Source organism: Bradyrhizobium sp. NBAIM03, from assembly GCF_020194055.1.
In the GTDB taxonomy this organism is placed as follows: Bacteria; Pseudomonadota; Alphaproteobacteria; order Rhizobiales; family Xanthobacteraceae; genus Bradyrhizobium; species Bradyrhizobium yuanmingense.
The window spans coordinates 67,092-94,082 of sequence record NZ_JADYVS010000001.1; the positions used below are offsets into that span (position 1 = coordinate 67,092).

General features: G+C 61.1%; 15 protein-coding genes and 1 pseudogene. 10 read left to right on the top strand and 6 right to left on the bottom strand.

Annotation, left to right across the window (positions count from 1 at the left end):
* Positions 1 to 465: 465 nt before the first annotated feature.
* Together I6F21_RS00290 and I6F21_RS00295 are read left to right on the top strand one after the other, a co-directional pair.
* Entirely contained in the window at positions 466 to 6,498 is a 6,033-nt protein-coding gene (locus tag I6F21_RS00290; RefSeq protein WP_225138992.1) for an FG-GAP-like repeat-containing protein, read from the top strand.
* 264 nt (positions 6,499 to 6,762) lie between these two features.
* Positions 6,763 to 7,218 (top strand): nuclear transport factor 2 family protein, encoded by a 456-nt coding sequence (locus tag I6F21_RS00295; protein WP_225138993.1) that lies wholly within the window; start codon positions 6,763 to 6,765, stop codon positions 7,216 to 7,218.
* Between the two features lie 345 nt (positions 7,219 to 7,563).
* On the opposite strand, the gene I6F21_RS00300 is transcribed toward I6F21_RS00295, so the two are convergent.
* The 5 genes from I6F21_RS00300 to I6F21_RS00320 all read right to left on the bottom strand — a co-directional run bounded on the left by I6F21_RS00300 (position 7,564) and on the right by I6F21_RS00320 (position 15,681).
* The gene (locus I6F21_RS00300; RefSeq protein WP_225138994.1) at positions 7,564 to 8,925 is read right to left on the bottom strand and encodes an HlyD family type I secretion periplasmic adaptor subunit; all 1,362 of its coding nucleotides are present in this window, start codon (positions 8,923 to 8,925) and stop codon (positions 7,564 to 7,566) included.
* An 18-nt stretch (positions 8,926 to 8,943) separates the two neighbouring features.
* Positions 8,944 to 10,764 (bottom strand): type I secretion system permease/ATPase, encoded by a 1,821-nt coding sequence (locus I6F21_RS00305; protein ID WP_225138995.1) that lies wholly within the window; start codon positions 10,762 to 10,764, stop codon positions 8,944 to 8,946.
* A 12-nt stretch (positions 10,765 to 10,776) separates the two neighbouring features.
* Positions 10,777 to 14,283, bottom strand: coding sequence for a hypothetical protein (locus I6F21_RS00310; protein WP_225138996.1), 3,507 nt, complete (start codon positions 14,281 to 14,283; stop codon positions 10,777 to 10,779).
* Between the two features lie 73 nt (positions 14,284 to 14,356).
* Positions 14,357 to 14,923 (bottom strand): hypothetical protein, encoded by a 567-nt coding sequence (locus I6F21_RS00315; protein ID WP_225138997.1) that lies wholly within the window; start codon positions 14,921 to 14,923, stop codon positions 14,357 to 14,359.
* A gap of 140 nt (positions 14,924 to 15,063) precedes the next feature.
* The gene (locus I6F21_RS00320; RefSeq protein ID WP_225138998.1) at positions 15,064 to 15,681 is read right to left on the bottom strand and encodes a sigma-70 family RNA polymerase sigma factor; all 618 of its coding nucleotides are present in this window, start codon (positions 15,679 to 15,681) and stop codon (positions 15,064 to 15,066) included.
* 858 nt (positions 15,682 to 16,539) lie between these two features.
* On the opposite strand from I6F21_RS00320, the gene I6F21_RS00325 reads away from it, so the two are divergent.
* The 8 genes and pseudogenes from I6F21_RS00325 (at position 16,540) to terL (ending at position 26,422) form a co-directional block, all read left to right on the top strand.
* Positions 16,540 to 16,737, top strand: a complete 198-nt coding sequence (locus I6F21_RS00325) for a hypothetical protein (RefSeq protein ID WP_225138999.1) — start codon at positions 16,540 to 16,542, stop codon at positions 16,735 to 16,737.
* A gap of 130 nt (positions 16,738 to 16,867) precedes the next feature.
* Positions 16,868 to 18,118, top strand: coding sequence for an HlyD family efflux transporter periplasmic adaptor subunit (locus tag I6F21_RS00330; protein ID WP_225139000.1), 1,251 nt, complete (start codon positions 16,868 to 16,870; stop codon positions 18,116 to 18,118).
* A gap of 3 nt (positions 18,119 to 18,121) precedes the next feature.
* A complete protein-coding gene (locus I6F21_RS00335) occupies positions 18,122 to 20,518 on the top strand; it encodes a peptidase domain-containing ABC transporter (protein ID WP_225139001.1) in 2,397 nt (798 codons plus the stop codon).
* Positions 20,519 to 22,381: 1,863 nt separating this feature from the next.
* Positions 22,382 to 22,425 (top strand): annotated as a pseudogene (locus I6F21_RS38625) (hypothetical protein); the annotation flags it as partial.
* A gap of 111 nt (positions 22,426 to 22,536) precedes the next feature.
* Positions 22,537 to 22,881, top strand: a complete 345-nt coding sequence (locus tag I6F21_RS00345) for a hypothetical protein (protein ID WP_225139002.1) — start codon at positions 22,537 to 22,539, stop codon at positions 22,879 to 22,881.
* Positions 22,882 to 23,224: 343 nt separating this feature from the next.
* Positions 23,225 to 24,583, top strand: coding sequence for a DNA methyltransferase (locus tag I6F21_RS00350; protein ID WP_225139003.1), 1,359 nt, complete (start codon positions 23,225 to 23,227; stop codon positions 24,581 to 24,583).
* Positions 24,576 to 24,992: a DUF5681 domain-containing protein gene (locus I6F21_RS00355; RefSeq protein ID WP_225139004.1), complete on the top strand. Its 417-nt coding sequence runs from the start codon at positions 24,576 to 24,578 to the stop codon at positions 24,990 to 24,992. Before I6F21_RS00350 ends, I6F21_RS00355 begins: the two co-directional genes overlap by 8 nt.
* On the top strand, positions 24,989 to 26,422 hold the full coding sequence (terL, locus tag I6F21_RS00360; RefSeq protein ID WP_225139005.1) for a phage terminase large subunit: 1,434 nt from the start codon (positions 24,989 to 24,991) through the stop codon (positions 26,420 to 26,422). The genes I6F21_RS00355 and terL overlap by 4 nt, the downstream gene beginning before the upstream one ends.
* A gap of 72 nt (positions 26,423 to 26,494) precedes the next feature.
* Here the strand turns inward: terL and I6F21_RS00365 are convergent, their stop codons facing one another.
* The gene (locus I6F21_RS00365; protein ID WP_225139006.1) at positions 26,495 to 26,734 is read right to left on the bottom strand and encodes a hypothetical protein; all 240 of its coding nucleotides are present in this window, start codon (positions 26,732 to 26,734) and stop codon (positions 26,495 to 26,497) included.
* Positions 26,735 to 26,991: the final 257 nt, after the last annotated feature.

Consider the following 26,991-nt stretch of genomic DNA (forward strand, 5'->3'; position numbering starts at 1 on the left):
CCAAAGGAGCCGGCCGAGAAGCTCGGAATCGCGAACGAGACCGTACGAAATGTGCTCAAGCGAGTGTTCTCCACGGTTCGCGGACTTGTGGCGTTTCGCGTAACCGGGGCAGTTGGCCTGGTGATTTCACGGGACCTTGTGCCTGTTGATCGTCGTGGTTCGTCCCGACGTTCAATCGCGGTTGCCCCTTCCAAGCAAACCTCTGGGACATCGAGATCGGAAGGGTGTGCGGGATTTACAGGGTTACGCGATCCTCGCTAGACCCACTTGGGCTACGGCAGTCCGTCGCAACGTCGCTAGGGTGGAGCAGAGGCTTAGCGACAGCAAGCATCCCCTACCTCGAACGAGGTACATGGCGATTGGTACATTTGCATCATTCGCGCCGCTCGCAGCCTGTTCAGAATTCGAGGGCCCAGGCGCTCAAGAAAAGAAGAAATAAGGCGCGGCCACGGAGGGGAGACGGCAATGACTATTCAGGCCATCGGATCTGAATTCCTCGTCAACGCCACGACGGCAAACAATCAGTCCCAGCCAATCATCACCGGGCTGGCCGACGGGCGTTTTGTCGTCGCGTGGGCTGATTTCAGTCAGACGGGCGGCGACACGTCCTCGTGGGCGGTGCGGGCGCAGGTGTTCAACGCCGATGGCACGCCGGCCGGCTCCGAGTTCCTGGTCAACACGACGACGGCAAGCGATCAGATCGAACCCACCATTACCGCCCTGGCCGACGGGCGTTTTGTCGTCGCGTGGACTGATGACAGTCCGACGAGCGGCGCTGCCGTGCGAGCGCAGGTCTTCAACGCCGACGGCACGCGGTCCGGGTCCGAGTTCCTGGTCAACACCGTGACGACTAGCCAGGTCAGGCCCGCCATAACCGCTCTGGCCGACGGGCGTTTCGTGATCGCGTGGGACGATTTCGACGTGGGCGAGTACGAAGTGCGGGCACAGATATTCAACGCCGATGGCACGCCGGCCGGCTCCGAGTTCCTGGTCAACACCACAACGGCAAGTAACCAAGTTGAGCCCGTAGTCACCGCCCTGGCGGACGGGCGTTTCGTCGTCGCGTGGATGGATGTCAGTGAGACGGGCGGCGACACGTCCTCGTGGGCGGTGCGGGCGCAGGTGTTCAACGCCGATGGCACGCCGGCCGGCTCCGAGTCCCTGGTCAACACCACGACGGCAAGCTTTCAGTACTTGCCAACCATCACCGCGTTGACCGACGGGCGCTTTGTCGTCGCGTGGACCGACGACAGCCGGACGGGCGGCGACACGTCCGGGCTCGCCGTGCGGGCGCAGATACTCAACGCCGATGGCGCGCGGTCCGGATTCGAGCTCCTGGTCAACAGCACGGCGGCAGGCAATCAGTCCGACCCAACCATCACCGCGTTGGCCGACGGGCATTTTGTGATCGCGTGGGCCGATGACAGCCAGACGAGCGGCGACACGTCCTCGTGGGCCGTGCGGGCGCAGGTGTTCGACGCCGATGGCGTGCCGTCCGGCTCCGAGTTGCTGGTCAACACCACAACGGCAGGTAACCAAGTTGAGCCGGCAATCACCGCCCTGCCCGATGGGCGTTTTGCCGTCACGTGGACTGATGCCAGCCAGACGGGCAGCGACACTTCCGGCAACGCCGTGCGCGCACAAATCTTCGAGGTCGTGCCCGACAACCAGGCACCAGCCATCACCTCGAACGGCGGCGGCGACACGGCGGGCGTCTTGGTTGCGGAAAACATGACGGCGGTCACGACGGTGACAGCCACCGACCCGGACGCCGGGCAGACCCTGACTTATGCGATCGCCGGTGGAGTGGATGCGAGCCTTTTCAACGTCGATCACAGCACGGGGGCACTTTCCTTCAACACTGCGCCGGACTTCGAGGCGCCGATCGACGCTGGCAACGATAACGTCTACGACGTCACGGTGCAAGTCTCCGACGGCAACGGTGGAACGGATACGCAGGCGATTGCCGTGACGGTCGGCAACGTCAATGAGGCGCCGACGTTCGTCGGCGATGGCATGACGACGACGACCATCGGTCCGGCTGATGACTTTGGTCGAGGCGTAGCCGTGCAGCCTGACGGGAAGATCTTGGTGGCTGGCAGTAGCTTCAACGGCACGGGTGTCGACTTCGCCGTGGTTCGCTATGACGTAGATGGCCGCCTTGACACGAGTTTTGGCAGTAATGGAAAGGTAGTCACCGATTTCGGCGGTGCCGATGACAATGGCTATAGTGTTGTCGTAAACCCTAACGGCCAAATTCTGGTTGCAGGCTATACCGGGTCGGGCGCGGACTCCGATTTTGCCATCGTGCGATTCAACGCCGACGGCAGTCTGGACACCGGTTTCGGCGACGGCGGCAAGGTCATTACAGATCTGCTGGTCGATGACTTTGGCCAGAGTGTAGCGCTGCAATCCGACGGAAGCATCGTCCTTTCAGGTTACAGCTTTAATGGCTCGAGCTTCGACTTCGCGATCGTGCAATACAGCGCGGATGGCAGTCTCGACACCACCTTCAATGGCGATGGAAGAGTTACCACGGCAGTCGCGTTTCACGACGCCAGCTACAGCGTCGCCTTGCAACCGGACGGCAAGATCATCGCCGCGGGCCATAGTTTTACCGGGAACGGGCCGAACGACTTCGCAATCGTTCGCTACAACCCGGACGGCAGTCTCGACACGAGCTTCGGTGGCGACGGCACGGTCACCACGGACTTTGGCGGTACCAATGACGTTGGTCAAAGCGTCGCCGTGCAGGCCAACGGCAAGATCGTAATTGCGGGCATTAGCCAAACGGGCCCGAATGCCGACATCGCCGTCGTGCGGTACAACGCCGACGGCAGCCTCGATACGTCGTTTGCCGGCGACGGCACGGTCAGGACTAGCGTTGTGCCGGGCAGCGACGTCGGGAGCAGCGTCGCGATCCAGCCTGACGGCAAGATTCTGGTGGCAGGAAACAGCTTCAATGGGTCGAACACGGATTTTACCCTTGTCCGCTACAACACGGACGGCAACCTCGATACGACCTTTGGCATTGGCGGCACGATCACGACGCAGATCGGCGCCGGCTCGGACGAGGGGTATAGCGTAAAGTTGCAGCCCGACGGCAAGATTCTGGTTTCGGGATATAGCAGCAACGGGTCGAATGCCGATTTCGCGCTCCTTCGCTACAACGCTGACGGCAGCCTCGACACCACTTTCGGCGCGCCCGCCCTGCTGTCGATCTCGATTGCGGAAAATACCACGGCCGTGGCGACCCTCGCCGCAACCGATCCGGAGGCTGGGCAAGCCCTCACCTATGCGATCACAGGCGGTGAAGACGCCAGCAAGTTCGTGATCAATGCCGATACTGGCGCGCTCTCTTTTGCCTCCGCCCCAAACTTCGAGGCCCCCACCGACGCCGATGGCGACAACGTATACAGGGTGACCGTGCAGGTTTCCGACGGTAGTGGTGCAACGAATACGCAGGCAGTTGCAGTGACCGTGACCGATGTCGACGACATCGCGCCGACGGTCATGAGCGTCACGCGCAGCGACGATACGCCGACGAATGCGCAAACAGTGCACTACACCGTCACGTTCTCCGAGGCCGTGACCGGCGTGGATGCGAGCCAGTTTTCTCTGACGACGACTGGCGCCGTGATCGGCGCCAGCATTGCCAGCGTGACGCCCGTCACGGGCAGCGATGGCGCACAATACGTAGTGACCGTCGATACGGGCACTGGTGATGGCACGGTGGCACTCGGTGTCACCGGCGCGGAGGTGCGCGACCTCGCCGGCAATCCCCTGGCGGGAGGCGCCTTCCAGGTCATTTCGTCCATCTCAGGGATCGCTGGGCATGTCGCGAGCGGTGACTTGAGCGGCGATGGCAAGCAAGACCTCGTGTCCGAATCCACCTCGGGCGAGATTTCGGTCATGCTGGGCAATGGTGACGGCACCTTCCAGGAGCCGGTGAATTACGCTGCAGGCCATGATCTCAACGGCGTTTCGATCGCCGATGTCGACAACGACGGCCTGCTCGATCTCGCTATATCGAACGCAGGCGCCAACGGAGCCATTGCCGTACTCCTGGGCAATGGCGACGGAACATTCCAATCGGCGATTTCGTCCCCGACTAACCGCGCCCACTCATCGGATTCCGCGCTGGCGGACCTCAATGGAGACGGTCGACTCGACGTTCTCGTTGCGAACACCGGCGAGAATGGCGGCGTTTCCGTGCTCCTTGGAAACGGAGACGGTAGTTTCAGTCTCTCTACCGTGCTGGCCTCGAACGCGGATCCACTCGGCGTTGCGGCCGCCGATCTCAATGGCGACGGCATCGAAGATGTCGCCTTCTCAAACGTTCCAGGGGCATTCGGCATTCAAATCTACCTCGGGACCGGAGCTGGCACGTTCACGGCGGCTCCCAATGTTCCCGCCTCCACACACACAGCTTCCGTCGCGCTCGAGGACCTCGACGGCGATGCCGATACGGACTTGGTGTTCAGTAGCTACGACGGAACCGTATCGGTGGCGTTAGGAAATGGCGATGGAAGTTTCCGGGCGCCGTTCTCCTATACACTCGGCATAGCAAGTGACGGTGTTGCACCTGGCACCGTGACACTCGCCAATGTCAATGGCGATACCGCATTGGATCTTGTGTACGCCAACCCGTTGGTGAATTCCGTTTCGGTTCTGTTCGGCAATGGTGATGGTACGTTCCAGAGCCAACAGCTATTTGCGACTGCCGGGACCCAACCCGGCTGGGCAGCAGTCGGCGACTTCACCGGTGATGGGCGGCTAGATATTGCAGTCGCAAACTTCGGCTCGAATTCGATCTCCATTCTGCAAGCCAGCCCGCCGACCATTGTGGGGGATGCCTATGTCATCGACAAGAATGATACGCCAGCCATAACCTCCGATGGCGGGGGGGCGGCGGCAGGTATTGCGATCGCCGAGAATACGACGGCAGTCACGACTGTGACCGCCGCCGATCCTGACACGGGACAGACGCTCACCTATACGATCGCTGGCGGATCAGACGCGAACCTCTTCGCGATTGATGCCAACACTGGCGTGCTGTCTTTCAACGCCGCACCTGACTTTGAGACGCCAATCGACGTCGACGCGAACAACGTCTACGACGTCATCGTCCAGGTCTCCGACGGCAATGGCGGCACAGATACGCAAGCCATTGCGGCTACGGTCCAGAATGTGGCCGGCATATCCCTGATCGGCAACGGTGCCGCCAATACTCTGAACGGGACCGGTGAGGAAGATACGCTCAGCGGCCAGGGCGGCGGTGATACGCTGCTGGGGCTCGCGGGCAATGACGCGCTTGATGGCGGCGCTGGTGGCGACCTGCTCGATGGCGGTACGGGCAACGACAGGATGGCCGGCGGCGCGGGTAACGACGCTTACGTCGTGGACAGTTCTGAGGACGTCGTCGTCGAGAATACCAGCGAAGGGACCGACACGATCCGGACGGCACTCGCCGTATTCACGCTTTCCGGAATCGCCAATGTCGAGAATCTCACATTCGTCGGCACCGACCATTTCGCAGGTACCGGCAACGCGCTGGCCAATATTATCACGGGCGGCGCCGACAATGACACGCTCGATGGCGCAGGAGGCGTCGACCGGCTGGTCGGCCTGGCCGGCAACGACACCTATCTTGTCGACAACTCGTCGGACGTAATCGTGGAAGCCGCGAATGCTGGCACGGACACCGTCGTGGCGACCAGCACGACCTATTCTTTGTCCGCAGATATCGAGAACCTGGCCTATGGCGGCACCGGCAGCTTCAATGGTACCGGTAACGGTTTGGCCAACACGATCACCGGCGGCAGCGGTGCTGACACGCTGTCTGGCGCTGGCGGCAACGACACGATCATTGGCGCCGGTGGGAATGACACGATCAGCGGAGGAGCGGGCGATGACATGTTCGTTGCCACGGCAGGCGATGGCAATGATAACTATACCGGCAATGGCGGGAACGACACCTACAGCCTCGCCGGACTCAGCGCCGATGCAGTCATCAACCTGACTGCAGGGACGGCAACGAGCAGCGAGATCGGCACCGATAGTCTGACATCCGTTGAGAACGTGGTGGGGGGCTCCGGCCAAGACACGATCACGGCCAGCAATGCGAGGAGCGAGCTTTTTGGCGGAGCAGGCAACGACACATTCACATTCGCGAGCACCGCGGCCGCAGGTTTTGGCACCAATCGAGATCTGATAATCGATTTTACGGCGGCAGCAGATCGCATCGATGTCGGTGGGATCGACGCAAACGGAGGCCAAGCTGGCAATCCCGAGTTCGTGTTTGTTGGCGAAATCACCAACGTGGTCGGCGGCGTGGGCCAACTCGGGCGTGGCCAACTCGGCTACCACTATGAGACCGACGCAACCGGCACCGAGCATACCATCGTGGAGGGGAGTGTCGACTCTGACCCGAGCGCGGAATTCCAGATCGACCTGGTCGGCCGGCACACGCTCTCGGTAAGTGACTTCGTACTCTGACGTGCGCCGTTGTCGTTCGTGGCTAAAGGAAACGAAGGGGGTCTCCTAGAAACGGGAACGGGCTTGGTAGTTATTGGCCGAGAGCCTTTGCCGATCATCGATGAACAACAAGGATGTCGGCGGCAGCGTGTACGAAGAGGAACTGGTCAGTACTTGCCCATCCCAAACCCGCGACCGCGCGATCGATGTTGCTAAGGAGGACGGAGGCCGGCCTCGTCTCCATCCCCTATTCGAGGGAGGCATCAACAGTAGGGAGTAACACTCATGCGCACATTCGGAGCTGTATGTCTTTCACTGTTGCTATCAACGATTCCTGCGACTGCATCAGATCAAAATCTCAGGGAAGAATTCGGCAGGTTGACGACAGCGTACGAGCAGCACTTCAACAAGAAGGATGCTGCAGGGATCACGTCGCTTTTCACCAAGAACTACCTGCGAGTGACCCAGAATGGAATTGAGCCGGATAACACCAAATATTATGAAGGCGCGTTCAAGAGAGGGGCGGATCATCTGGCAATCACGACCAACGCTATTCAGCCTTTATCAGAGAACATGGTCATCCGCACCGGCGAAGCGCACGTCACCGGCAAGACCGAGAAGGGTGATCCTATCAACTTGAATATTGTCTGGACGACCCTTGATGTTCGTGAGAACGGACAATGGAAGATCCGTATGCTGACATCGGTTCCTAAGCCGCAGCCGCCACAAGCAGCAAGGTAACTCGAGGAGAATTTGGGAGCGGGCGATCAAAGCGGCGGTGGCTAACCAACACCGCCGTTGCAATCAGCCGTTAGATTGCTTGAAGGAAGCGACTTTAGGAAAAGCCCCAAGCAGCCGTTGAACAAGGTCCAAGGCGAAGCGGGAGGGCGCGTCGCGCGTAAGGTCAGTGACGACTTTACCCTTACAGCCCAGAGCCTCGGCCGATCCCCCGCATCAACCTGAACGCGGCGTCAGTATACGCAACCGAAAGCTCTCGGCGAGAGCGAAGTGGCGCCGTTTAGCAACCTTAGACGAAAGGCTTGAGCTCACCGTCCTGCGCTCAGCATCAAGTCCAAAATGCTCGCTTCAGGTTTCGCGGAACGCGCGGGAGAAGCTGTCGAGGACAGGTTTCATGATGTACTCGAAAAACGTACGCTCTCCGGTCTTGATGTAAACGTCCGCGGGCATCCCAGGCGTCGGGATGAATTCAGGCATTCGCCTGAGAATATCGTCCTGGTCCAGGCGCAGCCGAACAACATAGAATTCCCGACGCGTGTCGCCGTCGGGACGGGCTTCGGTCTTTCCCTGCACTTGCTCCGCCAAGGCGTCCGCTGACACGTAGATGACGCTCGCCCCCACCATGGGCGTGATGCGCTGGTTGAGCGCCGAAAGCCGCACCAGCGCCTCCTGGCCGACACTCACGTGCGAAATGTCCTTGGGATTCACATGTGCCTCGATGATGCGCTCCTCGCCGATCGGCAGGAGCTCAAGGATCACGACACCAGGAGAGACCACGCCGCCCGGTGTATGAAAATTGTTCTTCACCACGATACCTCGGACCGGCGACCGGACATCGACCCGATCGACCACATCCTGAGCGGCGCGAATCTGCTCCTCTCCGTCGTCCAGATCCGCCTCGGTCTCGCGTAGCTCCTTGATCGCGTCGCGGAGCGTCGTGGCGTGGAGCTGCGCTATTCTTTCGTTCGCCTGAGCGATCCGCTCCTTCGCATCGGCGATGCGGCCGAGATATTCGCCGAGGTCACCCCCGAGACTCGCCTCTGAGCGTCGCAACGCCAGTACATCCGACTTGCGGACCAGCTGTTGGCCAAGAAGCGAATTCTTGTCCTTCAGCTCTTCGGCGAACAAGGCAATACGCTCTTTGGTGGACTGAACTTGCGCCTGATATCCGCGGATGCTTTCCTCCAGCGCAGCGATCTGCTTCACAAGTACGCTTTCCTCGGTCACCAGACTAGCCCGGCGTGCCTGAAGCTCGGCACGTTGCCGCTCAAGAATCGCTTTGATTTCTGGATCACGTGCACTCTCGCTGAATGCGGCCGGAGTTTTGATAGTATCCGAAGAGCTCATTTCAGCTTCTAGACGCGCCTTCATGGCGAGCAGTCGATACTTCTTCAAAACCAGCCGTCTCAGTTTGGCATTGGCAGCGGTGTCGTCCATGCGAACGAGGACCTGGTTGGCCTCGACGACATCCCCATCCTTAACCGCAATCTCGCGGATGATGCCGCCCTCGAAGTGCTGGACTAGCTTGTTTTGCCCGGTAGCCACAAACGTGCCCGAGGCCACGACCGCACTGTTGAGGGGGGCAACTGCGGCCCAAACGCCGAAACACCCGAGCCAAACAACCAGGATGGCAAGGCCGGTAAAGATGGGCCATTTGGCGCTCAGCGGAACGCCGCGGTACCACTCACCGATGTCGTCCTTTACCCTCATGCTATCCTCCCGCGCTGGTCACCCGCCCGAGGATTCGATGCGCTGCGGCTGCTCCGGCGCATCTCCGCCGACCGTGGCGGGCGACCGAACCAAGCGATGCAGCACCTCGCTCGGAGAGCCGAACGCTTCCGCGCGTCCGGCCCGCAGTATGAGCACCTTGTCAACACTGTTCAGGAGCGCCGGGCGCAAGGTTACAACGACCGCGGTGACCCCCCGCCTCTTGGCTCGCTGCAGGGTTTCGGTCAAAGCCTGCTCGCCCGCCGCATCGAGATTCGAGTTGGGCTCGTCGAGCACAACAAGCGACGGATTGCCGAAGAAAGCCCGGGCGAGCGCGATGCGCTGCTTCTGTCCTCCCGAGAGCGGCCCGCCACTGCGGTCGAGCACGGTCTCGTATCCTTGCTTCAACTGGCAGACCATGTCGTGAATGCCCGACAACATCGCCGCCTCATGGATGCTCTCGTCGGGCAAATCGTCGCGCATGCGGCAGATGTTCTGCTTGATGGTACCGGGAAATAGCTCGACCTCCTGGGGCAAGTAGCCGGTATATTCCCCGAACTGGCGGCGATCCCAATTGCGCAGCTCTGTTCCGTCCAGCCTGACCTTTCCGGCTGTCGGCACCAGACATCCCACCAGAATGCGCGCGAGAGTCGACTTGCCGGATCCGGACGGTCCGACAATGGCCAAAGACTCTCCGGGCGCGAGCTCGAGCGACACACCATTGAGTACCGGCTCCTTCGAGCCGGGCGGAAGATACAAGACCCGATCAACGCTCAGGCGCCCTTGCGGTCTTGGCAAGCGCAGCTTGGGCGTCTCGCGCTGGAATGACTCGACCGCCTGCTTGACGTGGGCATAGGCCGACCGCGCCTGCACGCAGCTGCGCCATCCCTCGATCAAACCTTCGAGCGGCTGCAGGGCGCGGCCAGCAATAATCGAAGCCGCGATCATCATGCCCGCGGTGATCTCGGCGTGGAGGGCCAGATAGGCGCCAGTACCTAGGATCGTGATCTGGGCCACGAGCCGGACGAACTTCGACGCGCCGCTGATCCAGAAATTCCGGTCAAGGGCCTGGCTCTGCACCGTCAGAGCCGGCGCCTGCCGGCGCCCCCAGTGGAGAATGCTTTCGCTCAGCATTCCCATCGCATTGATCACTTGCGAATTTCGCGCCAGCGACTCGGCCGCTGCATCGGCCTCGGCGGCATGCAGCCCTGCCTCGCTCAGACGCTCCGAAGTCGCTTTCTGGTTGATCAGCGCAATCAGTGTGAGGACCAAGCCCGATACCACTGCGATCCAGCCCAGATGTCGATGAACGAGGAATATGACTGCGAAGTAGAGGGGCGAGAGTGGCGCGTCCATCAGCAGAAGCATGATAGGGCTTGAGATGAAACCCCGCACCTGGTGAAGGCTGCGGATCGCCTGGATCGTTCCGCCCTCGCCAGCCCTGGCGTTGTTGATGCTGCTCGCCAACACTGCGCCGCCGAGCACCGCCTCCATCTTGGTCGCAAGACGCCCCAGCACCTGCCGGCGCAGAATGTCCACGATCGAGAGGATACCGATGAACGCCAGCGCGAGAGCAGAGAGCATCAGCAGTGTCTCGAGACTACGGCTCGTCAGCACGCGATCGGATATTTGAAACAGGTAAATCGGCAACGTGAGCATCAGCAAATTCACAACGACCGAAAATGCCGCGACTGCTATCAGGTTGGTGCGCGCAACCGAACGCCAGGCGGCCAGCGCGTTGACAGGTCCGACATAGTCGCGGGCCTCGCCGTTGGGTGTGACGCGCAGTTGAGCTCTGGAGTGGGTGCGCTGCGGATCGTCCAGTGTCTCGACAGCTGCCATGTTTGCCTCCCACTAGAGGATGGCATCGTGAGTTCCAACGTGATCGATCGGAGTACTATCCACGATGTCGGGAGGCGGCGGCGCGGAGTTTTGGACATCGGCAGGCACCGGCGCCGAACTGTCTTGAGCCGAGACGACGTCTGGCTGAGACACGGCGGTCTGGGAGGGCGCAATGTCGCTGCTGAGCGTGACGCCATAGTCAGTATACTGGGTTCCGTTGAACAGCGAATCCGCTGGCGGCGGTGGCGCATCGTTCAACGCGATCACATCGCCCGGGGCAGTGGTCGTTGCCACGGCATTCGATGTGTTGGTCACGACGTTCTCCGGGGCAGTGGTCGCGGATTGCGAACTCTCGATCGGTGCGTCAGCTGTGCTGGCGAGCGCAAGAAGGGTGTCGGCCGATCCAGACGTTTGAGCGCTGCCAGTGTCCGGCGCGGCCGGCTCTACCGACTCGGTTGTGGGGTTGCTGAGCGAGTCTCCGGCGCTGGTGAGCACTGGCTCGGTCGCGTCCGCGACCGGCGCCGCACTCCCAAGAGCATCGCCCGCCACACTGCCCATGTCGACCGGATGCGTCAGGTCGCTGGTCGGATTGGTCAGAGCGGCAGCTGTTGTGGTGAGCACCGGCTCGCTCGTGTCAGCGACCGGTGCCGTACTCACTACAGCATCGCCAGCCACACTGCCCGTGTCGGCCGGTTGCGTCACGTCGCTCGGCGGATCGGTCGCAGCCCCAGCCGTTGTGGCGAGCACCGGCTCGCCTATGTCAGCGACCGGCGCCGCACTCGCAAGAGAATCGCCCGCCAAACTGCCCGTGTCGACCGGATGCGACACGTCGCTGGTCGGATTGGTCAGAGCGGCAGCCGTTGTGGTGAGCACGGGCTCGCGCATGTCAGCGACCGGCGCGGTACTCACCACAGCATCGCCAGCCACACTGCCCGTATCGGCCGGTTGCGTCACGTCGCTCGGCTCATCGGTCAGCGCAGCAGCCGTTGTGGCGAGCATCGGCTCGCCCGCGTCAGCAACGGCCGCGAGAGAATCTCCCGCCACACTGCCTGTGTCGACTGGATGCGAGACGTCGCTGGTCGGATTGGTCAGAGCGGCAGCTGTTGTGGTGAGCACCGGCTCGCTCGTGTCAGCGATGGGCGACGCACTCGCAGTCACACTGCCCGTGTCGGCCGGTTGCGACACGTCGCTCGTCGCATTGGTCAGAACCGCAGCCGTTGTGATGAGCATGGGCTCGCTCGTGTCAGCGACCGGAGCCATACTCGCCAGAGTGTCGCCAGCCATACTCGCAGTGTCGCCCGGATGCGAGAGCTCGCTCGGCGGATCGATCGGAGCAGCAGCAGTTGTGGTGAGCACCGGGGCGCTCGTGTCAGCGACTGGCGCCGCACTCGCCAAAGCATCGCCAGCCGCATCGGTGGGCTGTGATACATCACCAGGTGCTCCGTTGCCCGTATCCACTACCAAGTCCACGATCTCAAGGGCTGGTGCTGAACTAGCAAGGGTGTGAGTTCCCATGCTGTCCGATGCGGCCGTTTGCGGCAGCGCGGTCGACTGACTGTCTGGACCCGTCGGCCCAACTACCTCGTTGCTCAGCGTGTTCACGGTGTCGGCGACGGCCGTGAGCGTCGGCGGCACCGCATCGAACGGCGCGATTGCGCCGGCCACGTCATTGGCCAGCGTGCTGACGGTGTCGGTCGTCGTCGCGAGCGCCGGCGGCATCGCCGCTTCGACCGGTGCAATCGTTCCAACCACGTCGCTGCCCGCGGTGTCGATCGCCATTACAAGTGCCGGCACAAGTGCCGGCGGCACCGCCGCCTCGACCGCCGCAATCGTACCAACCGGGTCGTTCGGCAGCGTGCCCGCTGTGTCGGCCAAGGTCGGGAGCGTCGGCTGCACCGCCTCGGCCGCCGCGATTGCGCTGGCCACGTCGTTGCGTAGCGTGCCCACGGGATCGGTCGCAGTGGCGAATGCCGGCATCACAGTCGCCTCGTCTGGTGCAATCGTTCCAACCAAGTCATCGGGCAGCGTGCCCACGGTGTCGGTCGCCGTGGCGGGTGCCGGCATCACCGCCGCATCGACTGACGCAATCGTAGCAACCATGCCGTCGGGCAGCATGCCCACGGTGTCCGCCAACGTCGTGAGCGTCGGCGGCACCGCATCAATCGGCGCGATTGCGCCGGCGACATCGTTGGGCGGCGCGCTGACTGCGTCGGTCACCGTCGTGAGCGCCGGCGGCACCGCCGCTTCGACCGCCGCAATCGTTCCAACCACGTCGTCGGGCAGCGGGCCCGCGGTGTCGGCCAGGCTCGTGAGCGTCGGCGGCACCGGCTCGACCGGAGCGATTGCGCCGGCCACGTCGTTGGCCAGCGTGCTGACGGTGTCGGTCTTCGTCGCGAGTGCCGGCGGCATCGCCACTTGGACCGGTGCAATCGTTCCAACCACGTTGCTTCCCGCGGTGTCGGCCGCCATTACAAGTGCCGGCGGCACCGCCGCCTCGGCCGCCGCAATCGTACCAACCACGTCGTTCGGCAGCGTGCCTACGGTGTCCGCCAACGTCTTGAGCGTCGGCTGCACCGCCTCAAGCGGCGCGATCGCGCCGACCACGTTGTTGGGCAGCGTGCTGACGGTGTCGGTCATCGTCGCGAGTGCCGGCGGCACCGCCGCTTCGACCGCCGCGATCGTTCCAACCACGTCGTGGGGCAGCGTGCCCGCGGTGTCGGCCAGGGTCGTGAGCGTCGGCTGCGCCGTCACCTGGAGCGACGCGATCGCGCAGACCTCGCCATCCGATAGCGTGCTGACGGTGTCGCTCGTCGTGAGCGCCGGCGGCACCATCGCCTCGACCGGCGCAATCCCTACCACCACGTCATTGCTCAGATCGCCGACCATTCCAAGCAGGGGAACGGAGCCGCCGATCGACGGGCTAGACGAGCCGCAAAGCAAATCAGACCGAATGGATTCGAACGTTGACACACCGGGCAATTGAGTGCTTCCGACGTCGGACCCTGCTGACGGCGAGTTCACGCAACTCACGCTACTAACGTCGGCTGAGGTGTGAGCATGGTGCTTGCAAGAATCGGTATCTTCGCTACCTCCGCCCTCACCCCCATAGTTCGCAGCAGCGACTGCGTCGCCAAGAGGGGTGCTTGGTCTGGGCGTATGCTCATGAGGCTCCGCCGGGAGGCCGGTCGGATCGAGCTGAGCCACATGCGTCTCCGACGAAGCGGCCGGCCCTTTGGACGTCTCATCCTCCGCGCCCGGTTTCGCGGGATCGCTCGCAGGCAGCTCGTCGTTCGTCCGTTGCGGCCCCGCACCTGCCTGAGCGGCTGTCGCATCTTCTTGCTCAGCCAGCGCTGATTTGAACGAGGCGGCAAGAAACTCTTCGCAGGCAATCAGCGGGGCAATGAAGAACGACCACGTCAAGAAGCTGAAAGAGCCGGATCGCTTGTCGGCATGCTGCACTCCGGCTTCGAAAATCTTCCGCTCTTGTTCGAACAGTTCGCGCTTTTCTACCTGCTGCATGACCGCCGCCCTTCTCGCTCAAAAACCACTCTCGCCCGGCAGCATTCACCGCCAGGCGCGTCTCTTCGGCATGTCAGGCATCCGTGTCGTGCGACGTATCCGTCGCCGTGTCGAAATGCCCTACGTCGAAGTGCTCCGCTGGGCCCATTAAACCGATGGCGTATTCGAGCGCATCGTCGCAAGACATCGAAGCGAGCGCGCCGTGTATGTCACCCGAATGATCGGGACCGTGCGACCTGAAATCACCCGCGAAATCACCATGGGAGAAGTCGAACTTGGCCAGCGCTTCACCCGGACTGCGATCGGTGTCGCCCGTGCCGCCGTGGTCGGCCGACTTGAGGTCACAATAGTCCCTGGCCTGGTATTCGCCGTCCTTGGCATCCTTCCAGCCACCATCGTGCTCTGGGTAGTCGCCCTTGCCGTCGTTCGGGTAGGCGCCCATGCCGCTAAGCTTGGAATAATTGTCCTTGCCGTCGCCGTTCGAATACTCGTCGTTGCCGCTGTGATCGTCATTCCACTTTGACGGCTTGCCGTCGCCGCAGTCGTCAGGCTTGGTGGACGCGCGTTCCTCGGGTGGGACGCCGGTTCCCGCAAGCTTCATAAGCCCGAGAATGCTCGTAACACTGCTCAGGATAGACATGGCTTCGCTCCTCGCTTCAGCTCTGCGACGGTCACGAGCACCTGCGTACGCGCGCGTGCCCTGCCCGGATCACCACGCGGTCACCCCTACTGTCGCCGAAGCACGATTATGGATGCAGCGGCGAAAAATAAGTTCACGCCTCATTCGAGCTGCCGGCGCATGGCCACGAGCTCTCTCCGGATCCACGCCTTGACGGTTCCGACAGGAACCCGGAGGTATTCGGAAATTTCCTCGTGTGTGCGCCCGTCGACGATCGCCAAAAGCAGGCTCGCACGGCGCTGTGGCTCAAGTTGATCGAGCATGGTTCGCAGCGTCATGCTGTCTGGGATACAGGACGCAGGGTTCGGAGTGGTCTGTTCGCGCGCGCAGAGGGCATTCAATGCATCCTCCTCGAGCGCGAGTTCGCGCCCGGCGTTCTGCCGCATCTTGAGCGCCGTGTTGCGGACGATCGCGTAGATCCAGCCCCGTGCGGATCCGCGTGCAGGATCGAAGTTTTTCGCATACCGGAGAATCTGCGCGAATGCGTCGTGGATGACGTCCTCGGAACGCGATCTGTCGTGCACGATACGGTGCGCCATCGCGCGCAGCTGTTCCTTCTCCCGAGCGTAGATCTCGCCGACGGCCGACTGCGATCCGGAGGCGCACTCAAGCAGGGCTGTTTCATAATTGAGAGCCGTGTCGCGATTGATATAACCATCATGGCGCGGCGCGCTGGAGCGAGACTTCGCCTTTGTTAAAGCGACGCATTGATGGGGCATGGTCGAAGTCACCCCTCAAAAGGCAGAAAACCTGCTGCTTTCAGCCGCAGGGCCGCCGCCCGCTACATTTAATACCTGCATTTAAAATGCATTTAAATGATCTGCTTTAACAAAATACGAAATCGGCTGTCGGCGAACTCAAGTCAACAGCATCGACTTCGTTCCGAAGTTTTTTGAACTTTTTCCCCAACCGCCCGGCGACGTGGTCGTGAGGTGCAGGCAGACCATAGCGAGCCGTGCTCGCTGACCAGGTGAGCCGCTATGAGCAGCGGTGTAACTCGTCGAGCCGACTTTGAAAAATGGGCAGCATCAACATGGTCGCTAAGTCGCGCCTTATAACTTCAGAGCACGCATCGGATCGGGCTACCGTGTAACGCCATCAAGGGTCAGTCGAAGGCCCCCTCAAGAGAACTATATTCCCTCCCTCGCTTCGGGCCTCTATCCCAACCTGCCTACAGATCAGCTGCGACGACTCTCAGCCTGATCGTGCCAATCGGCGCGGCGACTTGCGTAGCTATCGCGACGAGTGCAGCCGTCGAACGAGCTAAGGCGCTTCGTGGACCACGCTCGCGCCCATGGCGTCCCAACGCGCTTTCCTTCGGAAGGCGCGATGTCGTATCTCGGCCGCGCCGAACGTACCAGCTGATCGGAGCATCCAACTCACTGTGACGACACCACACTGAGACCCACTTTAGGTGCCTTGCATACGACGTTGCAAAACCGCGACGTAACAAGCGTCGAACACATGTCGCTCACAAAATTTGCGCGGCCGTGCATCTAGATTGGCGTCTTACACCTAGTGCTGACGTGGCAACAGTTACATCAACGTTCCGCCACTTACATCGAAAGGAGACCAACATGCTAGAGATGACCAATCTTGCGCGCCCTATCGAACTGTCTGATGAGGAGCTCGACCTCGTGGCCGCCGGCACCGGCGGCTGTGGCTGCAGTGGCGGCTCACTGATCCGAACTGGCGACATCAATGTTCTCAGTGGAAACCAAGTTCAGGTTGGCCTGCTGTCCAAGCAGTACCAGTCCCAAATCTTTGTTGGGTAAAGCCAGGGTGCGTCGGCGAACCGCTTCTCCATAAGGGGAAGCGGTTCTCCGGTATCGACCCGCAGTCGTGCTGCGGAACACTACTCCGCGCAGCGCATAAATATGAACGTGAGCACAGCAAGGTGCGTCCATGTCGACTCGGCCGGCGCTATTTCGCGAGGAAGCTGTCGACTTTGTGCGTCAGCGCCACAGCTGGGGTGAGGTCGTATTGCTGCAGCCGCTATCGAGCGCGCTCCTTGGCTGGAGCCTTGCGGCACTCGTTGTACTCGTTGTGTGTTTTCTCTCCATCGCGCAATACGCCCGCAAGGAGACCGTCTTCGGGTATCTCACCCCGACCTCGGGCACCGCTAAGATTTTCGTACCACAACAGGGCTTCATCAAAGCAATACAAGTGAAGGAGGGGCAAGAGGTTACGGAGGGTGACCCGCTCCTGACCGTAGTCACTTCCCAGATCACCGCCAATGGCGATGACGTCAATGCGACTGTACTTGGAGTACTGACACAGCAACGCAATGTGGTCGAGCGACAGATCGATGCGGAAGATCGACGAACGGCCTCGGAACGGGATCGTCTCGATTCCACGATCAAGGGAATTGAAGGAGAGATTGCCCAGCTCGAGGACCAGCGGAACATCCAAAACGAGCGGCTGAAGCTTTCCGAGAGTTTTGTATCAACCGGCGCCAAGCTAACCGCGAGCGGTGCATTACCAACGATTGAGCTTAAGCGCCGCGAGCAGGCCGCACTTGAGCAAAAGCAGAGCGTGATCTCGCTGGATCAGCAGATCACCGCGCGGCGCACCCAATTGACAGACGCTCGGCATACACTCGAGCAACTCCCAACCGTCGCCGCAGAGAGGATCCGAGGACTGCGCAATGAACTCTCCTCGATCGAACAGCGCGTGGCGGAGGTGAATGGGCGGCAGGCTTACGTTATCAGGGCGCCAACGAGTGGGCGCGTGTCCACGCTGCAGGGGACTGTTGGCCAGATCGCTGATCCAAGGCATATGCAGCTGGAAATCATTCCCCTTGATGCGCACCTGCAGGCGGAGTTGTTCTTTCCGACGCGCGCGTTTGGTTTTGTGCGCCGAGGCCAGCAGGTTAGGATCCTTTACGATGCATTTCCCTATCAGAAATTCGGCACCTACCGCGGCAGCGTGACGAAAGTCTCCCACACGATTCTGACCGGCAACGAAACGACCGGACCGATCACCCTCAAGGAACCAGCTTACCGTGTGACTGCGGCTCTCGAGCGGCCCGACATCGACGCCTATGGCCGAAAGATGCCGCTTCAGCCGGACATGCTGCTAAGGGCCGACGTGATCCTTGAGCAACGGTCCCTGATGAGGTGGCTGCTCGATCCGGTGTTAAGCGCAAGGATGTAGCGCATGCAGGGACTTTTGAATTTCAGCGGACGCAGATCCCTCCCAGTCATCCGGCAGACGGAGGCGACGGAATGCGGGCTCGCATGCCTCGCCATGGTAGCGTCTTATCATGGTCATCGAACTGACTTGAACAGCCTGCGGCGCCGACATCCAGTGTCCCTAAAGGGCGTCACTCTTCGCGACCTCATGCAGATTGCAGCTCACCTCGGGCTGGCATGTCGGCCGTTGCGAATCGAGATCGGCCATCTCTGCCAATTGCGTGTTCCGGCTATCCTGCACTGGGACATGGCTCATTTCGTTGTACTCAAAGCATACAGGAGGAAAGGGATCGTGGTGCACGATCCGGCAGCTGGCGAAAAATGGTTCCCCCTCACTGAAGCGTCTAGACATCTCACCGGGGTCGCGCTCGAGCTCTCGCCCACTGAAAAGTTCTGCCGCACAGACGAGAGAGTGAAATTGCCGTTCTCGGTATTCTGGAGCGGAATGAATGGAAGCGCTTTCGCCCTCGCCCAAATATTAGTTCTGTCGGTGGTCATCGAAATTCTTCTCCTTGCCGCCCCTTTCTATATGCAGCTCACCGTTGACGAGGTCATCGCCAGAGGGGATGTCGATCTGCTGGTCGTACTCGGACTAGGATTCGCGTTCCTTCTCCTGATACGGGTCGCGTCGACCGCAACCCGCTCGTTCATTATTCTTGTTCTTCAGAACACGTTGAGCTTTCAAATCGGCGCGCGGCTGTTTCATCATCTGGTGCGCTTGCCACTCTCATTCTTCGAAAAGCGGCACATCGGCGATATCCTGTCTCGCTTCAACTCGATCGAACCCATTCGCAACGTGCTCGCGGAGGGATTGATCACGGGGCTGATCGACGGTCTCATGTCGGTGTTGATGCTGGTGTTGATGTTCACCTACAGCGTCCAGCTCGGACTTGTCGTCCTGCTGGCGTTCGTGTTGTATGCCGCCCTGCGGCTCGCTCTCTTCGGCATGTTCCGACAACGGAGCGAAGCCGCCATTCACAGCAAGGCAGACGAGGACTCCACTTTCATCGAATCCGTGCGAGCGGTGCAAAGCCTAAAGTTGCTCAACCGAGAGAACGAACGGGAGGGCCAGTGGCTGAACCGCTATGCTGCATATATCAATGCCAACGTGCGGCTAGGTCGGGCGAGGATCAGCTTCAAAGCAATGAACGACACGATATTTGGCTTGGAGAACGTAATCACGATCTACCTTGCCGCTCGTCTCGCACTAGACAACCTCATCACGGTTGGCATGATATTCGCGTTCGTCAGCTACAAGCTGCAGTTCGCTGAGCGGACAGCGCTGCTGATCGAGAAGCTGGTGGATGTCCGCATTCTCGGTCTGCACCTGGAGCGTCTCGCCGACATCGCGCTCACCCCGCTCGAGCGGGGGCACGACCTGGACCTGTCGTATATCCGACAGATTCGCGGCGCGATCGAACTGCGCAACGTGTGCTTCCGGTATGCGGAAGGAGAGTCTCTGATTCTTAACAACGTCAATCTGTGCGTTGCTCCCGGACAATTCGTGACGATCATGGGACCCTCGGGCTGCGGCAAGTCAACTCTTGTCAAGATTATGCTTGGGCTGCTCGAGCCGACGAGCGGAGAGGTTTTGATCGACGGCCTTCCGCTGAGCCAGATCGGACCGCGCGCTTATCGCGAGCAAATTGGCGCGGTGATGCAGGAGGATCAATTGCTGTCGGGATCGATTGCCGACAATATCTGCTTTTTTGATACAACTTTCGACCTGCAAGGGATGATCGATTGCGCGCGCATTGCCGGCATCCACGACGATATCATGGCAATGCCGATGAGCTACAACAGCCTCATCGGCGACATGGGAAGCTCGTTATCTAGCGGGCAGAAGCAGCGAGTCTTGCTTGCGCGCGCGCTCTATCGCCGACCAAAGATCCTGTTTCTAGACGAGGGAACGGCACATCTCGACACCGAGAAGGAAAGAGAAATCAATGCGAATCTTCGGCACCTCAATATGACGCGCGTGAGCGTAGCGCACCGACCCGAAATCACCCAGGGAGCAGATATGATCGTCCATCTTGGCGCGGCGGCGGAGCCATTTCGGGTCGGAATGACAAGCGGCAGACCAGCAGCGGCGCCTGAGCGAGATGTCGGGGTCACCAAGTTTGCCGGCGAAGGTGCGAAATCGACCGAAACCGCGCACCCCCACGATGCCTGCCCGGGGGATGCCACGGGCGATTGCGCGAAGCGCGATCCTGGCTCGAGGGACGCCAACGACGACTGCCATCCACACAAGGACTACGGCCAGCCGTCGAAAGACGACTGCAACTTCAAGCCGTCCGACGACTGCGGCAAAGCCGATAACCCGGGTGAAGCGCTGGCCAAGATCGACTTCTCACGATGCTGATGTCGGTTCGCGCCGTCCGGATCTCGGGTGACGGCGCTTCGATGTCGTCCGACGACGGGCTCGGATGTGGCATCGGCCGGCCAAACGCGAGACTGATTAATCCGCCTGAGGGTCAGATTCCGGGAGGGCAATCGAGAGACGGGCCGTGGCCACAGAAGATGAGGCTCGCGCGCACCAAGTCGGAGCCCGCCAGGCGTGGGCTCGCCATTGAAGATCACCAGCACAGTCCGTTTGTTGAGTTGGGCTGCGAAAGGCGCTCCGTCGCAGCTTCAGCATGCGGCTGCGCATCGCCAAATTTGCGTGACGGTGCGTCCCGATTGTCGGCTTCCGACTAGAAACAACATGGCAACCGCTACAGCAGGTTCGTTCGCCGGATGGCCGAAAGCAGGCAGGATGCGCGTACATCGGCGAAGAAGCGAGCGATGCCTGGGCTTCTCCGATTGGAGGGTAAACCGATGGACGTGCATGACGAGACAACCGATGATCTAATCGGCTATCATCATAGATGGCGCAACGAGAGAGTCTCTTGCTGGCTCACCGTTTCTCCTGAGGGTGATCCCCTACTTGCTGAGGGCTCAATCTCGGGATCGGAACGACTCATAAGAAGCGTTACTAACGCAAGAAAAGTCAAGCTTGCTCTGGGCGACGGGCCGGTTGTCACCCTCGAAGGCGGCTCAGGCGAAGCGCAGTGGGTCAAGGCTCTGACCGGCTCACAAGACTAGTATTTGGCTCTCCATAACAGGGCGTTCCGGCGAGTCCTATGATAGACCGTCCTAAGACAGAGGCCGAAGCATCTCGTTCGAGACACGCGTTCCAGTGCAATGATTGACCGAAAGCAGTTCCAGGATATGTCCATTGACGACTTGTGGGAGCTGCACCAGGACGTCGATTCAGTGCTGGCCGCGAGGATAGCCGCTAAGAAGGAACTCCTCGAAAGTAGGCTCGAGCAACTTCGCGACCAAGGGCAGCAACCAGGAAAGGACTCGCGCGGTTCCTCTGAAAGCTAACGTGGAGGCGCCTTCAAGGCGGCCAGCGTGCCACGTCATCAGCGCCCATCAGGCGCGAGTAGCCCACGACATCGGCTGCGAGGATGGCAGCACGCTCCGACATGTAGAAGCGAGAACAATCAGCAGACGGCGGCGTGCCAAGGTGGGCAGCAGAGCACGAGCTGTTGGAAACGCGCGGCGTGCACACTCCGGAGGCGCGGCGCTATTGGGCGCCACGAACCAGGCGCGTCGCAAATGCCTGCGCGACTCAATCTGAGTAGGCCATTGCTATGGTTAGTGGCGAGACATCCCCCCACCGCGCCGAGATTTACAAGCAAACCATCCTGTCGCGATCGTGGTGCACCCAATAGCCGGGCTCTCCGCGTCTCGCGGGGGCCAGGCCGACCAAGCGGGCAAAATCGCAGTCGGGGACGGATGCGATGTATTTGAGCTTGATCGTGACCGGCGACGTGCTCGGAACGGGGAGCGAAATTGCCGGATAGGCGGCCAACATGGCAGCGGCTGCGATGGATGCCGTGATGACCCACCGCAGCTTAGTGGTACAATCATGGCGCGCCGATACCGCACGGAAACGACGCTGCAAATTGCGCAGTCGCTGTTCGGGACCGGGACCGGGTCGAACCGGCTTGGGATTGGGAAGGTGGGGCATGACATCATCAAACTAACATCACCGAAGTCTTCCTATCACGAACTAGGATCGCAGCCGACCTGCTCCGTCACGCCCGGCTCAGTGAGGGCGAATGAGCGCTACGGGGCTGATCCTAGAGGCCGCAGCTTCGGCCGATCTCCCGCACAAGCACGATCCGTTCGCCAGATCCGATGACGGCGCCCCCCGCTGGGCGACCGTCTGCTCATCATCACTACTGCGAAGCTCAGCGACGTCGAGCCCCTCGCCTATCCTGAAGACGTGCTCCAGCGCATGCCCAACGGGCACCCATCGGCCGCCTCGACGACCTCCTACCCTGGAATTGGCGGCCAACAACCACGTCAACTGACACCACAGCGCAAGAAATGGACGCTTTCCAAAAAGGAAAAGCGCGTAAGCGTCGTGATGCTCGCAATAGCGCGCGGCGGTGCCCGATTGTCGGTGCATTGCGAGCACGAGCGGAGCGTGGTGACAACGTCGTCAATGCTCCTAGCGGCGATTTGATCGACCTCTCGCTTGCTCAATCGGCTCTTCGCAAGCAACGCTCGGGGTACACGCTCGAGAGCACCTCGATGGCGACGCACCAGCATCCTGGTGACGGACCGGAGGCGCGCTTCCAATTCGGCCAATTTGACTGTCGTCTTAAAAAAGAGACGGACATGAGCGCCGCATCACATTCAACGGCAAGCTTCAAATTTATCCGCAAGTAGAACAATGCGAATTCGAAGCCTCGCCAAAATGAGCGACGCCGCGCACCACCGAGAGCTCCTGCGGCCAGAGCGCTCAATCGATGCCAGGAATTACTACGCCAGCTTGCATAGCGCACGTGCCGGAGCTTGGTACTGGCCGACTCGAACCGACGGGTCGCTGGGTCGGGTGAATGACGCCCTCGAACGGCCGTATCGCCTGCCAGCCGTCGATCGTGCGGCACGCGGGGGAGGAGATTTCCCCGAGTTATTCACAGGAATGCGCAAGGCCTCGCGAATCGATTCATTTTTCGTAAAGGCGACTCTAGTGGGATCTCTGCGCAACGCGATGCTTGGAGACACAGTGATGATCCAGCGTGCCCGCCTGTCGAATCAGACCGTGGGGAGTAATGGTTGCCCGCTCCGCCACGACCTCACCCCGGTTCTCGTGCCGATTGGCGAGCTCAAGCAGCTCGGACATGAAACCCGGCGGCATCCCAAGAGCCAACTCAAAAAATTGGCCGCGAGCCTGCAGCAGTTCGGCTTCGTTTTACCGGTCGTCGCCGATCGTGACCGCCGCATCGTGGCCGGGGCAGCGCTTGTCCAGGCGGCCGACGAACTCGGTCTTCACCAGGTCCCAGTGGTCCAGCTCCGCGATCTTACGGATGCACAGCTTCGCAGCCTCCGACTAGCGCTGAACCGCCTGGCTGAAGATAGTGACTGGGACGAGAGGGCTTTGCAGCTAGAGCTGTCGGAGCTTAGCGACCTCGATCCAGAGCTCGACTTGCAGATCACCGGGTTTGCCATGGGCCAAATCGACTCACTACTGGCAGCTCCGGAGACCGATGAGGATGAACTGCCGCCTGTCGAGGCTCGGCCACCGGTCGCCCAACCGGGTGATCTCTGGAAACTTGGCGAGCACCGCATCCTCTGCGCCGATGCAACGCTCGCCGACAGCTATCAGCTCCTGATGCAGGGTGAGCTGGCGCAAATGGTGTTTGCGGACCCGCCGTATAACGTCCCAATCGCGGGTCACGTCTCGGGCCGCGGCAGGATCACACATCCCGAGTTCCGGATGGCGTCGGGCGAGCTGTCCGCAGCCGAATTCGAGGCATTCCTGACCAGAATGCTCTCACATACTGCCGTCTTCAGCGTGGATGGATCATTGCATTATTTATGCATGGACTGGCGCGGCTTGGGGCCGCTCCTATCCGCCGCCGGCGCGATCTACACAGAAATGATCAATCTCTGCATTTGGAACAAACGAAACGGCGGGATGGGGTCGCTCTATAGATCGAAGCATGAGCTGGTGTTTATCTATAAGCACGGAAAGGCCGCCCACATCAACAATGTTCAACTCGGCAAGCATGGCAGAGCCCGTACCAATGTCTGGGACTACCCAGGTTCAAACAGCTGGGCAAATTCCCCGAAATCAAAATTAGGCCTTCATCCGACGCCTAAGCCGGTTGCGCTTGTCGCCGACGCGATCCGCGACTGCACCAAAGAGCACGATATCGTGCTCGATCCGTTCGGTGGCGCCGGCACGACATTGATCGCCGCGGAGCGCACTCGGCGCCGGTCGCGGCTGATCGAAATCGAACCTCGCTATGTGGATGTCACGATCCGGCGCTGGCAGCATGTAACCGGCAAGGCAGCCGTGAACGCCGTGACCGGCGCGCCGTTCGATCAGACCAACACCGCTGGCCTGGAGCGCAGCGGTGGCTAAGAAACCGAACAACCGCGTCGGCTACGGCAGCCCGCCCCTGCATACCCGTTTCGCACCGGGGCAATCCGGAAACCCGCGCGGGCGGCCGAAAGGCGCCTTGAATTTCGCCACCGACCTGAAAAACATCCTTCTGGCCACAGTCGCGCTGAACGACGCTGGCAGGGCACGACGCGTCACCACGCAAAAGGCAGCATTGCTTCGCTTGCGGGAAAAGGCGCTCAAAGGGGACGCGCGGGCTCTCGACAAATTCCTCTCCCTCGCGATGGCAATGACTGTCGGCTCCGCGGTGGAGACCGCGACAAGCCTGCCGCCCGAAGATCAGGCCATCCTCGAGGCATATCGCCGAGACGTCTTGGCGAACGCCAATGCTGCGGCTGCAAGCCAACGCGATGAGGAGGACAACACATGAGGCCTGTTGTGGCGGCGCTGCTCCGAACTGAGTTGCGGTATTTCATCCACAAGGCCTTCACCACCGTCTTTTTGGGCAGCGAATATCTGTCGAACTGGCATATCGATGCGATCGCCCATCAGCTCATGCGCGTCCACGATGGCGAATGTAGCCGTCTTCTCGTCAACCAACCGCCGCGTTCGCTCAAATCTCTTTCGGTCTCGGTATCTTTCGTCGCGTGGCTGCTGGGCCACGACCCGAGCCGGCGCATCATCGTGGTCAGCTACGCGAGCGAACTTTCCGCCGAGCTGCACCGCCAATTCAGAATGGTGATCGAGTCGGGCTGGTACCAAGCGCTGTTTCCGGCCATGCGCCCGGCTAAGGATACCGGCACCGAACTCGTGACCACGGCGGGCGGCAGCCGCTACGCAACCACGGTTGGCGGGACGCTGACCGGTCGCGGCGCCGACCTCATCATCGTCGATGATCCACACAAGGCGGAGGAGGCGCAATCGGAGACCGCGCGCAAGCGCGTTACCGACTGGTTTGGCGGCACCTTGGTCTCGCGCCTCAACGACAAGGACACCGGCCGCATCATCGTGGTGATGCAGCGCCTGCACCAAGACGATCTCGCCGGTCATCTGCTGCAAGCGGGCGCCTGGCAGCACCTCGACCTGCCGGCCACCGCGGTCGAAGATAGCGACATCCCTATCGGCAAACATCGCGTCGTTCGCCGGCGCGCCGGCGATCTGTTGCACCCGCAGCGCGAAAGCAAGCTGGTGCTGGAGCGGATCAAGGCCGAAATCGGCAGCCTGCAATTCTCGGCGCAATACCAGCAACGGCCGGTGCCGCTCGAAGGCAATCTGATCAGGCGCGACTGGTTTCGCTTTTTCGATCAGCTCCCGGCCGCGGCCGCAGCCGGCTATGTCGTACAGAGCTGGGACACCGCGATGATGACCGGACAGGCCAACGACTACTCGGTCTGCACCACCTGGCGGGTGATCAAGAACGACTATTACCTCGTAGATCTCTACCGCGGCCGACACCAATATCCCGACCTGCGGCGCGCCGTGGCCGCGCTGGCCGCAAGATATAATGCGGACGCGGTTCTAGTCGAGGACGCCGGCCCCGGCATGGCGATGCTACAGGACCTGCAACGCGATACGCCAAACGGCATGCCGCGCCCGCTTGGCATCAAGCCGGAAGGCAGCAAGGCCGATCGGATGGCGGCACAATCGTTCAGGATTGAGGCCGGACAAGTCCATCTGCCCGCAGACGCCCCTTGGCTTGATGACTACTTGCTGGAGTTGCTGGCGTTTCCCCACGGCAAGCACGACGACCAGGTCGACAGCACCTCGCAATTTCTGAAGTGGGCGGCCAATCACCCCATCTTCGACGATCTTGAGCTGAACATCATTTCGGTCGGCCGAGGGGAGTACGGCTTCCCATAGCCATTTGAGGTCTTTTTCACACGCCTTCGCCTATTTTCGCAGAACGAAGCCAATCGCGTACGGTCCGCAAGCTTAGTGTTGCTTTGACTTCAGAGACCGAAGCGCGCGCTTCTGCATCGCAAGTGCGTTGCGCTCATAACGCTCCAGCCCGTTGAGCCGTCTCCCGATGGCTTCGACCGGACCATCCAATAGATCGGCCAACATCGCCTGGCGGACCAATCGCACGTGCCATAGTTCGCATTTGGCATGCGCAACAGCCGCTGCGGTATCTGATCCAATCTCGCAGCCGAGGCCCGCGAGAATGGCGACCATCAGCGTCGCCAACTCGGGGGCATCCGGCTTGCAAGTCCTGGCGAGTCCATGACGCAGCGCGTTGCAACTGGACCTCGTCCTTCCACTCGCCGTTTTTGGCCCCGTGCTGCGCTTGGCGTTGCGGCGATTGGCTTCGATTTGTCGAACTGAGGCCATGTCCGAGCTCCTCGGCCGGGGGCGGGTTGCGTCCCCGAAAGCTCGCTCCAACCTCCTGAACCATCAAGGCTTTTGTCGCCAAACGAACCGCAAAATTACTG